This is a genomic window from Prochlorococcus marinus str. MIT 9107, assembly GCF_000759855.1.
GTDB classification, from domain to species: Bacteria; Cyanobacteriota; Cyanobacteriia; order PCC-6307; family Cyanobiaceae; genus Prochlorococcus_A; species Prochlorococcus_A marinus_N.
On sequence record NZ_JNAI01000009.1, the window covers coordinates 296931 to 307314 of the forward strand.

Consider the following 10384-nt stretch of genomic DNA (forward strand, 5'->3'; position numbering starts at 1 on the left):
CTTATCTAAAAATTTATATATAGATTTGAATAGGGAAGTTATTTTTCTATAAAAAATAAATTTCAAATATGAGCCTTCAATATTAGATTTTATGGGCAATATTTTGATCAATACTTTTGCATTATTTTCAAGTTTGCTTCCTGCCTTGAACGAAAAAAATCTCCCTTGGATTGATGTCATTCATCCTATTGTAGTTCATTTTGTAATTGCGATGGCTTTAGGTGCTGTATTCTTTGATTTTGTTGGGATAATTTTCAAAAAACCTAATTTATTTGAAGTTAGTTTTTTAAATTTAACCGTTGCTACTATTGCCATCTTTATTGCTATTGTATTTGGTCAAATTGAAGCGGGGCTCAGTAATCCATATGGAATATCTAGAGATGTTTTGAACTACCACAGCACCATTGGATGGTCATTGGCAGGGGTACTCTCGGTTATTACAGGATGGCGATATGTATCAAGACAAAGTAACCCACAAGTTCTATCAAAAGGGTTTGTTTTTATAGATATTGTTTTAGCTCTCTTAGTTTGTACGCAAGTTTATTTGGGTGATATGTTGGTTTGGATTTATGGATTGCACACAGTGCCCGTCGTTCAAGCTGTTAGGGATGGATTATTATGATAATTTTTAATCATAATTTTTCTTCTGAATTAAGTAGTTTGAAATGTTTTAACTACCTTTTCTGTCTTTTAATAAAATCACCAATTAGTGAAATATCAGACAAGTTAGGGCCGAATGATTTGCCTTATAAAATTCCATTACATCCAAATCTTGTTCATTTAACTATAGGTTTATTTGCTATTGGAATATTCTTTGATATCGCAGGAGCCTTTTATCCTTTTGAAAAAAGAATTCTAAGATTTTTTGCATTTCCTGTAACAAGAGTGGGATTTCATGATGTTGGTTGGTATAATGTTCTTGCCGCCTCGTTTATAACTTTCTTTACAGTTGCAACTGGTTTTTTTGAAATGTTACTCGCAGTTCCCATACCTGAAGTGAAAAGTATTTTAGGACAAAGTGCTATTTCTACTATGCTTTGGCATGCTGTTGGCGGAGTAGCTATTTTATTTGTAATGATTTCAATGACTATATGGAGGGGTTATCAACGATTTGTTTTCAGGAAGGATTTCGGGAGACAAGTTTCTTGGTCTTATATTTTTTTTGGATCCTTAATTTTAATTTTGATGGGGCTTCATGGCAGTTTAGGGGCATGGCTGGCAAGCGACTTTGGAGTTCATATTACAGCTGACCAACTTCTTGTAAAAGGAGAAGATCTTAATCAAATATTCCAATGAATACTAAAATAAGAAGAATAAAGAAAAGAGGTTTTTCAAAAACTTTTATAATAATTATTGCAGTAATACTAAACATCACATTTAGTCTCTTAATGGGATATTGGTCATATAGTTGGTTACCAATACAAGCCTCAGAAGCTGCACATTATGTAGATAATCTTTTTGCATTTGAAACTACTATTGGTACTTTTATCTTTCTAGGGTGTACAGGGACAATGGCTTGGATTTTGGTTTTCAATAGAGCCCCCAAGTATGATGAAAGTAATGGAGAACCTTTAGAGGGCAATTTAAAACTTGAAATTATTTGGACAATAGTTCCTCTTCTTTTAGTTTTGGGAATATCAACATACTCAACAAGCGTCAATTATAAACTTGAAAACTTAGGTTCAAAAGTAAAATATGATTACGGCGCGGAAGCACCTTTTATTGAGGAGAAAAAAGTTTTTGATTATGGACCAATTGACGTGATTTCGAGGCAATGGAACTGGGAGTTTGTTTATCCAAATGGAATACATAGTTCTGAATTACATTTGCCAGTTGATAAAAAATCAAATTTTAGATTAATAACAGAAGATGTTATTCATAGCTTTTATGTCCCAGCATTTAGATTAAAGCAAGATATTATTCCTGGAAGTATAATTACATATTCTCTTACACCAACTAAAAAGGGAGTATTTAGATTAAGAGATGCAATGTTTAGTGGGGCATATTTTTCAGAAAACCAAACAAATGTAATCGTAGAATCTGAAGAAATTTTTTACAAATGGATTAAAGAGACTGTAAAAAAAGAACTTCAAAATGGATTAAATCCTGCTGGCAGTTTGTACCAGAAAAGGCTAAGAAATGGTAATAGAGGTTGGGCAACAGTAAAACCCGCTCCTGATCCAAAAGTTAATGATGCTGGTATTGAATCGCGACCTCATGATAGTTAAAATCTGCAATGACAATCGTTAATTATGACCCAAGATTAGTTAAGAGTAAAAACCCTTATCCAAAGGGGCCAAATGATTGGAAAAGGTTTTTCAGTTTTAATACAGATGCCAAAGTAATTGGAATTCAATATATCGTCACAGCTCTATTTTTCTTATTAATAGGTGGTCTTTTAGCGATGTTGATTAGAGGAGAGTTAATAACACCTCCATCAGATCTTTTTGATCCAACCGTTTACAACGGTCTTTATACTATGCACGGAACAATAATGCTTTTTTTGTTCCTTTTCCCCATTTTGAGTGGTTTAACAAATTTACTTGTACCTCCAATGATAGGAGCGCCAGATATGGCTTTCCCAAAACTCAATGCTTTAGCATTTTGGCTAGTACCAGTTTTCTCAATAATACTACTTTTAAGTTTCTTTGTTCCTGGTGGGCCAGCTTCTTCAGGTTGGTGGTCATATCCACCTATAAGTATTCAAAATCCTCTAGGGAAAATGATAAATGGTGAAATGTTATGGATAATAGCAATATCATTATCTGGGATTTCTTCGATAATTGGGGCTGTCAACTTTGTCACTACCATAATAAGAATGCGTGCACCAGGAATGGGGTTTTTCAAAATGCCAATTTTTATTTGGACTGTCTTAGCAGCTCAATTATTACAATTACTTGGATTACCTGCCTTAACTGGTGGTGCAATAATGTTATTTTTTGATCTAACATTTGGAACAAGTTTTTTCAGGATTGAGGGAGGAGGAGACCCAGTTTTATTTCAGCATTTTTTCTGGTTTTATTCTCATCCTGCTGTTTATGTGATGGTTTTACCTGTCTTTGGAATATTTTCTGAACTTTTTCCTGTTTACTCAAGAAAACCTCTTTTTGGATATAAATTTGTTGCTGTAGCTTCTTTTGGGATAACTATTCTTTCTTTAGTTGTTTGGGTTCATCATATGTTTTATACAGGTACACCAATGTGGATGAGAAATTTATTTATGTTTACCACTATGCTCATTGCTGTTCCAACAGGAGTAAAAGTATTTGCATGGATAGCTACATTATGGGGCGGAAATATTAGATTAACTACACCGATGCTTTTTTGTTTGGGAGGATTATTTAATTTTATCTTTGGAGGTATTACTGGTGTAATGCTTGCAACAGTCCCAGTAGATATACATGTTGGAAATACATATTTTGTAGTTGCTCATTTTCACTATATTATTTTTAATACCATTGCTTTTGGAATATTTGCAGCTATTTATCACTGGTTCCCAAAATTCACAGGAAAGATGTTTTATGAAGGTTTAGGGAAAGTTCATTTTGCTCTTACTTTTATAGGAGCAACTTTAAATTGGTTACCACTTCATTGGGCTGGTTTATTGGGAATGCCCAGAAGAGTTGCATCATATGATCCTGAATTCGCAATATGGAATGTACTCGCGAGTATTGGAGCTTTTATTCTTGGCGTTGCCTCTATTCCTTTTATATTGAATATGGTAAGTTCTTGGGTAAGAGGAAAATCAGCTCCACCTAATCCTTGGAAAGCTATAGGTTTAGAATGGCTTCTTCCCTCTCCACCTCCTCACGAAAATTTTGAAGAAGATATCCCAACGGTTTTAAATGAACCATATTGCTATGGCCTAGATAAACCATTTGTAGAAGATGAGCAATTTTATATAGAAAAGTCCCTCAAAAAACATTAAAGCATGCTCACAGAAAACCAGAATCCATCTTTAAATCATAAGCCAGGTCATATAAAACATGACGGTCATAATATGACTGGATTTATTATTTTTTTATGTTCAGAAAGTATTATATTTTTCGCTTTTTTTGTAGGTTACAGCGTCCTTAAAATTAGTGCACCTGTATGGTACCCCGAAGGAATCAATGGGATTGATCTAAAAATGCCGCTTATAAATACTGTGATTTTAGTTTCTTCAAGTTTCGTAATTTACTTTGCAGAAAAATATCTTCATAAGAAAAATCTTTGGGGTTTCAGAATCATTTGGTTCATAACCATGTTGATGGGAAGTTACTTTGTTTATGGTCAATACGTTGAGTGGTCTGAACTATCTTTCAGTTTGCAAAGCGGGGCATTTGGAGGAATGTTTTATTTACTTACTGGTTTCCATGGCCTACACGTAATCACAGGGATATTACTAATGGGGCTTATGTTATTAAGATCGTTTCTTCCAGATAACTATAAAGGTGGAGAGATGGGTGTTGAATCAGTAAGCCTTTTTTGGCATTTTGTTGATGTGATTTGGATCCTATTATTTGGTCTTATTTATTTGTGGCAATAAATTTAGTATCATTATCTTTAAATTAAAATTATAAAATTTTCAATATATGATTATTGATGATCATCATTATGATTTCATAATAATTGGAAGCGGTGCAGGTGGAGCTACTTTGGCCCGTCAATTATCAAAAAAGGGGAAATGGGTACTCGTCCTAGAGAGGGGAGGTCAACTTCCTTTAGAAGAACAAAATATTATAGGCACTGATTTATTTAGAAAAACGAGGTATCACCCTAAAGGGGAAAATTGGCTTGGCCCTGATGGAGATCCTTTTGCTCCTCAAACGGTATATGCGTTAGGAGGAAACACTAAAATCTGGGGTGCGGTTTTGGAGAGGATGAGAACTGAAGATTTTGAAGAACTTCCTTTACAAGATGGTACTTCGCCATCGTGGCCCGTATCATATGAGGAACTTGAACCGTTTTATGGAAAAGCAGAAGAAATTTATAATGTAAAAGGTAGTCAAGGCATAGATAAAACAGAGCCTTACAGATCGAAGGGATATAAGAATCCTCCAAAATCTATTGAACCTCTATTTAAGGAAATACAAAATATTTTATTAGAAGAAGGATTTAATCCTTATTATTTACCTATCAGCTGGCCTGAAAATTCTCAAGATATTGACTTTGATAATTGTGCAATGTTTCAAAAAGGAGATTCTCAACTTTATGGCATTTATAATTCAAATCAAGATTTTCTGAAAATTAAAACTAATGCTAAAGTTGTAAAATTAGATGTAAACTCTTCTGGAAAATCAATTAAAGGCGTTGAGGCAGAGATAGATGGCGACAAATGGCTTTTCTCCTCAGATGTAGTTATTCTTGCAGCTGGAGCAATTAATACTCCAATAATTTTATTGAATTCAAAATCGTCATCACATCCTAACGGTTTAGGTAATAGTTCAAATATGGTTGGCAAAAATTTAATGAATATTCAAATGACTTGTATTCTTCAAAGAGCTAATAATCTTACAAGTGGATATTTTCCAAAATCTTTAGGATTAAATGATTTTTACTTTGGAGATAAAAATGTTAATTTCCCATTAGGTCATATTCAAACTGGAGGAGGTGTACTCAGAGATGCTTTTTTTGCGGAATCTCCCCCAGTACTATCTTTAATTACAAAATTTATTCCTGACTTTGGATTAAAGAATTTAGCAAAAAGATCAATATCATGGTGGGCCATGACAGAAGTCTTACCTTATCCCGAAAACGCAGTAACTATTCAAAATAATAGGGTAAAAATTAATTACATACATAATAATCTTGAGGCACACGATCGACTTGTTTATAGGTGGCTCGATACTTTAAAAGTAATTGAGAATAATCCTCTTTCAGTTTCAATAACTCAAACACCTGCCCACCCCAGAGGATTAGCGCCCCTAAGCGTAGTTGGCTATTCCTGTGGTACTTGCAAAATGGGAAATGACCCAAAAACTTCAGTTGTTAATAAGAATGGGAAGTGTCATGACATTGATAATCTTTATATTTCTGATGCAAGTATTTTCCCAAGTTGCCCAAGCATTGGTCACGGTTTAACTGTTATTGCTTTGTCTCTCAAATTAGGAGATTATCTTACCTCTGGAAATCTTTATAAACCTTTAATCTGCAGGCCTTAATAATCTATTTAAAAACTAATATTTTGGAAATATGCTTTAAAAATTATAAATTCCAATTAAAATTTTAGAATTATAAATTTTAAATAGATCCAATCAATATTAACAAAAAACCTAAGAATACAGACACTCCCATCATAATGATCATTTTATAAAACCAAATTGGGATCTTATCATTGTATAAATTCCAATTTTCACTTTTTGTATCCATTATTTTTTCCATTCTCATAAGACTTTCTAGGATTTCAAATATTTCTTGATAAGGTTTTAATGCTGTATAAATAAAATATTTCATAAGCATAAATAAGAACTTGTCATTATCTTAACTAAGTATTTATACTCGTGAGATTTTTGTATTATTATTACACTGTAATTTCTAAATTTTATTATTTAGTATAAAAATTAACCAGGTAGGTATAAAAAATTCTTTTAAAAAATAATTAAATCTTTGGTTCCTCCATATATGCCTTTACGCATGAACCTTAAGTCCAGGTTTGATTTTTGACCACCTGCCAATTTCTTCATAAAAACTTGAACAATATTTAACATCCCATTCAATTGAAAAATTTTCATTTTTTTCTTCAACTAAGCTTACATGTATAAATGGATTTTTAGCATTAACATCTGGAAAAGAAGTTAGATGTTCAACTTCATGATTTTTTTCTATATCATGATAAGTGCTACACCTTTCGACCCATTTGCAATTAACAAAAATGCACATTTTTATATAATTAAATAAAGTTAATTTTTAAAATTGTTAAATTTTTTATTTATAAATGCAGATTCAGTTTGAGATTTTATTTTATTCAAATAGTTTTGCTGAAATTTATTATTCCCTGAACATTGCATCCCCAAAAGAAGATTAATATCTATTTCATTAAATAATTTTTTATTTATTTGTCTATTAATTCTTTCTTTCATAAGAGCTAATTTTTATAATGAATTCCTAACATGACAAAAGGTTTTGATACATTAAAGAGTAAAAATACTTATGTGTTTAAAAAGTATTAATTAAGGTATATTCTGTATAATTCAAAAAAATCATTTTACATATATAACTATTAAATTTGATAATTTTAAAACAATAAATTCTAATAGTTTATAGATTCTAATTTAAATCAGATTTTAAATATTTTTTCTAATTTCTCTCTAAAAGATGGTTCTGATAATTTATAAAGTTTCTTAAAAAATTTATAAACTTTATATCCAGCGAAAGGAATAAATATAGCTAATAAAATTACTTTAAAAGTTTCTGATTCCATTAGCGGTTCATCATAAAGATGGCAAAACCAGCGAAGCTAACTAATTTAGTAACTCTAAAAAATGGAACTAAATTCTTAACTTTTAACCCAAAAGGAAGGATCTTGTTAATGGCTTCCATAGCTTTTTTAATATTTAATAAAGATCCTAACAAGTCTCTCTAACAATATTGATCTTCATATAAATCAACTACTCAAAATGGTGACCTTGGTTACTCAAATGATATTTTTGGAGAGGTATTCATTCTTCATCTTTTATAATTAATCCTCAGACTATATTCAATAATAAAAATAGGATTAACTTGTTTTATTATTTCTTTTAAACCATTTATTACTTTTAAATAAAATAATAAATAGACCAATTAAAATTAGAAAGGCAAAGCCATCTAAAAATATAATTAATTGTTCAGGATCTCTCAAAAGATTTAAAAGTTTAGATTTCTGATATAACTCTCATAAGAAGAATGTTTGCTATAGATTTTTTCTAATAATTCTTTAGCATTATCTCTTTTCGAACCCAAGTTTCGATTGAAAAATAATATGTATTTGAAAAGTTGAGAAATGAATCCAATTATTGCAAGATTTAGAAAAATAATTTGCCAACATTCCATCTTTATAAAAGTATTCTCATAAGTAAATTTATAAATATTTATTTGAACCGAAAAGTACAAATGATTCAAATTAGTTCAAAGCCCTTACTTTTTTTATTGATATTTGATTCTCTATATAACCTTATGGATGAGTATAATTACTTATAAAATGAAAATTCATGAAAGAGCGCAAATAGGGTCAAATGTTCAAATTAAAATTGATTTAGCAAAAAAAAGATTGGGGAAAGAGAGTATAAAAGCTATTGAGATTTCTTCAATATGTCAGATAATTGATTTCAAAATCACAGATGGCAAAGGTATTGGCGTTATTTTAAAACTCTCTAATGGGAAAGAGGAGTGGTTCTTTGAAGAAGAGATAGACATACTCAATGAAAACGGAGAAATTGTAGAAAATATAGAAATAGAAGAGGAAATTGATTTACTGTTTGAAATTTTTAATTTCATTAAAGTAGTTACTTGGACTTTATTAGCACTAATTATTCCTACAGAATACAAATTAAAATCTAAAATAAAAGATCTTTTAAATCCTCTTAACTTTTTTAGTTGGTTATTAAATGCATTTAAAGATATTCTTTAACCTATTTTATGCTCTATTATTATTTTCTAAAAAAGCTTATAAAGTTTCATAAAAAAAGGAACTTTTATACTTAATTCATATCAACTGTCAATCATATATTTTATCTTTATCTAAAATTTCTCTTTTATATTTCTCACTAAGTTCATCATTGTATTGAAAATCCTGAATTATTTTTAACAATTCTACGATAGCTTTTTCTTTATCATTTAAGGATTTCATCGTCGAAAAGATTTGATGTTAGAGTAGATTAAGGATCAAAAGAATACAATCATTATTAGCTTATAAACATTGTCATAACTCATCTTAAAAAGGAAATAATCCACCAACAAAAGTATTCCCTAAAAGTAGCAAGACCATAAGAAGAGAAATTAATTTAGGTAAACTTACAATCATTTTTTAGAGGTCATTTTGAATATTAAATAAGCAAAGCCATCTAGTAATAACGATCTAACAACCGCATAAGAAATTGCTATTTCATACATAATTATTCTTCAGAGTTATATCTCAAAATAGTAGCGATTGATCTCTTGTCGCTTGGTGAGAGCTCTTTATCTTCATATTTCCATTCAAACCAAGTAATACATTCATTTAGCTTTGGATTTTCCTTATAAGTTTTTTTCCAGTCTTGTATCCACTTAGCTAATGAATTAGCCTCATCAGTTTCTAACATAGCGGCGCAAGTAGTAAAAGTTTCATTTATTTCACCATAAAATATTTGGCTATGAAATGGTATAAATTTGTCTTGATTAGAAATTAGAATTATTTTAATGTCCTACAAATTAATAATTAAAAATGTTTGAAACAAATCAAGCTAAACAACCCATTGAAGGACTTAAAAATAATACAAAAATTATTGACCCCTTAACTATATGGCTTATTAGGATTGCATGTTTATTGATCATTATTGTTTTTAGTGGTCTTTTATTAGGAGTTCCCTTCGCAATATCACTTTCTCGTTCTTTATTAAATGACACACTTTTAAACGCTAAAGAAGTCTTGAGAAATCTTATTGAAACATCACTTACCTGATATAACTTCATAGGTTAGAAGTAGATAAAGCAAGACCTGTTAGTAGTGGAGTAGTAAGCGTTTAATTTTTCTTATTTTATGCCTAAATATCTCTCGCAGTAATAGTTAGCTAATTCGCGATTATTATAATTTTTTATTTCCTTTATATTAAGCTTCTTAATCGCCTCATCGCCTGTAATTTGATAGCTTGAATTTAATTTTGAGCAGGTATCCTTTATTCTCCCTTCCTTATGAAAAGGGGTTCCTAAATAAAAAGCAAAAATGGATAGGAACAAACCAAAGGTTACGACCGTTCTATGATTTCTCCACCATTCATAAGAATTTAAGTTAAAAACTTTTTTTAATTCTTTTTTAGTCATAAAAAAAAGAGGGTTTTATCTTTCTAATTTTATATCGACTGTTAATTAAAACAAACTTACTTACCCATTGCTCTTCTAAGCTTTGCTGCTTCATCCAAACCTTCCATAATTGTAAACGTAGAATTTTCAGTGGCTACTTTTCTTAGCTTTGAAAACTCTTTATATTTTTCAGATTCATAAGCTTCAACGGCTGCCCTCATTGATGGAAATTCACAAATAACTGCTAAATTGGCATCCTCGGTCCTCTCCTTTCCTTGAGGCTCTGTATCTTTTGCAAAGACTTGACCTCCAACCTCTTTCAGCCATGGTCCAACTTTATTTACATATTCATCAAATAAATCTTGATTAATTATTTTGGCAGTTGATATCCAATAACCTTTAGCTTCTCTTTTATCCATTTAAAGTCCTA

At 30.6% G+C, this 10384-nt stretch carries 15 protein-coding genes; 8 read left to right on the forward strand and 7 right to left on the reverse strand.

Features of this window, described 5'->3' with window-relative positions:
• The first annotated feature begins 91 nt into the window (after positions 1-91).
• The 6 genes from EU92_RS01755 to EU92_RS01730 are packed head-to-tail and all read left to right on the forward strand — an operon-like array spanning position 92 to position 6143.
• Positions 92-622 carry a DUF2231 domain-containing protein gene (locus EU92_RS01755; RefSeq protein WP_032513380.1) on the forward strand — a complete coding sequence of 177 codons (531 nt, stop codon included), beginning with the start codon at positions 92-94 and terminating at the stop codon, positions 620-622.
• Complete coding sequence (locus tag EU92_RS01750) at positions 619-1296, forward strand: DUF2231 domain-containing protein (protein ID WP_032513378.1); 678 nt, start codon at positions 619-621, stop codon at positions 1294-1296. Before EU92_RS01755 ends, EU92_RS01750 begins: the two co-directional genes overlap by 4 nt.
• The gene (locus tag EU92_RS01745) at positions 1293-2228 is read left to right on the forward strand and encodes a cytochrome c oxidase subunit II (protein WP_032513377.1); all 936 of its coding nucleotides are present in this window, start codon (positions 1293-1295) and stop codon (positions 2226-2228) included. Before EU92_RS01750 ends, EU92_RS01745 begins: the two co-directional genes overlap by 4 nt.
• An 8-nt stretch (positions 2229-2236) precedes the next feature.
• Complete coding sequence (locus EU92_RS01740) at positions 2237-3928, forward strand: cytochrome c oxidase subunit I (RefSeq protein ID WP_032513376.1); 1692 nt, start codon at positions 2237-2239, stop codon at positions 3926-3928.
• 3 nt (positions 3929-3931) lie between these two features.
• Complete coding sequence (locus EU92_RS01735) at positions 3932-4528, forward strand: cytochrome c oxidase subunit 3 (RefSeq protein WP_032513375.1); 597 nt, start codon at positions 3932-3934, stop codon at positions 4526-4528.
• 46 nt (positions 4529-4574) lie between these two features.
• Entirely contained in the window at positions 4575-6143 is a 1569-nt protein-coding gene (locus EU92_RS01730) for a GMC oxidoreductase (RefSeq protein ID WP_032513374.1), read from the forward strand.
• A gap of 79 nt (positions 6144-6222) precedes the next feature.
• Here EU92_RS01730 and EU92_RS01725 read toward each other — a convergent pair whose 3' ends face one another.
• The 3 genes from EU92_RS01725 to EU92_RS10160 all read right to left on the reverse strand — a co-directional run bounded on the left by EU92_RS01725 (position 6223) and on the right by EU92_RS10160 (position 7402).
• A complete protein-coding gene (locus EU92_RS01725) occupies positions 6223-6435 on the reverse strand; it encodes a hypothetical protein (protein WP_241432581.1) in 213 nt (70 codons plus the stop codon).
• Positions 6436-6609: 174 nt separating this feature from the next.
• Positions 6610-6861, reverse strand: coding sequence for a Ycf34 family protein (locus tag EU92_RS01720; RefSeq protein WP_032513372.1), 252 nt, complete (start codon positions 6859-6861; stop codon positions 6610-6612).
• A 397-nt stretch (positions 6862-7258) separates the two neighbouring features.
• Positions 7259-7402 carry a hypothetical protein gene (locus EU92_RS10160; RefSeq protein ID WP_206537412.1) on the reverse strand — a complete coding sequence of 48 codons (144 nt, stop codon included), beginning with the start codon at positions 7400-7402 and terminating at the stop codon, positions 7259-7261.
• A gap of 756 nt (positions 7403-8158) precedes the next feature.
• Between EU92_RS10160 and petP the strand changes: the two genes are divergently transcribed.
• Entirely contained in the window at positions 8159-8587 is a 429-nt protein-coding gene (gene petP, locus EU92_RS01705) for a cytochrome b6-f complex subunit PetP (protein ID WP_032523473.1), read from the forward strand.
• A gap of 87 nt (positions 8588-8674) precedes the next feature.
• On the opposite strand, the gene EU92_RS10325 is transcribed toward petP, so the two are convergent.
• Both EU92_RS10325 and EU92_RS01700 read right to left on the reverse strand, forming a co-directional pair.
• Complete coding sequence (locus EU92_RS10325; RefSeq protein WP_275040538.1) at positions 8675-8806, reverse strand: hypothetical protein; 132 nt, start codon at positions 8804-8806, stop codon at positions 8675-8677.
• A 265-nt stretch (positions 8807-9071) separates the two neighbouring features.
• A complete protein-coding gene (locus EU92_RS01700) occupies positions 9072-9257 on the reverse strand; it encodes a hypothetical protein (protein ID WP_032513368.1) in 186 nt (61 codons plus the stop codon).
• Between the two features lie 122 nt (positions 9258-9379).
• Here EU92_RS01700 and EU92_RS01695 point away from each other — a divergent pair, with 122 nt between their 5' ends.
• Positions 9380-9616 (forward strand): hypothetical protein, encoded by a 237-nt coding sequence (locus EU92_RS01695; RefSeq protein WP_032513366.1) that lies wholly within the window; start codon positions 9380-9382, stop codon positions 9614-9616.
• Positions 9617-9687: 71 nt separating this feature from the next.
• Here EU92_RS01695 and EU92_RS01690 read toward each other — a convergent pair whose 3' ends face one another.
• Both EU92_RS01690 and EU92_RS01685 read right to left on the reverse strand, forming a co-directional pair.
• Complete coding sequence (locus tag EU92_RS01690) at positions 9688-9975, reverse strand: hypothetical protein (protein ID WP_032513365.1); 288 nt, start codon at positions 9973-9975, stop codon at positions 9688-9690.
• A gap of 56 nt (positions 9976-10031) precedes the next feature.
• Entirely contained in the window at positions 10032-10373 is a 342-nt protein-coding gene (locus EU92_RS01685; RefSeq protein WP_032523601.1) for a DUF1330 domain-containing protein, read from the reverse strand.
• Positions 10374-10384 lie beyond the last annotated feature (11 nt).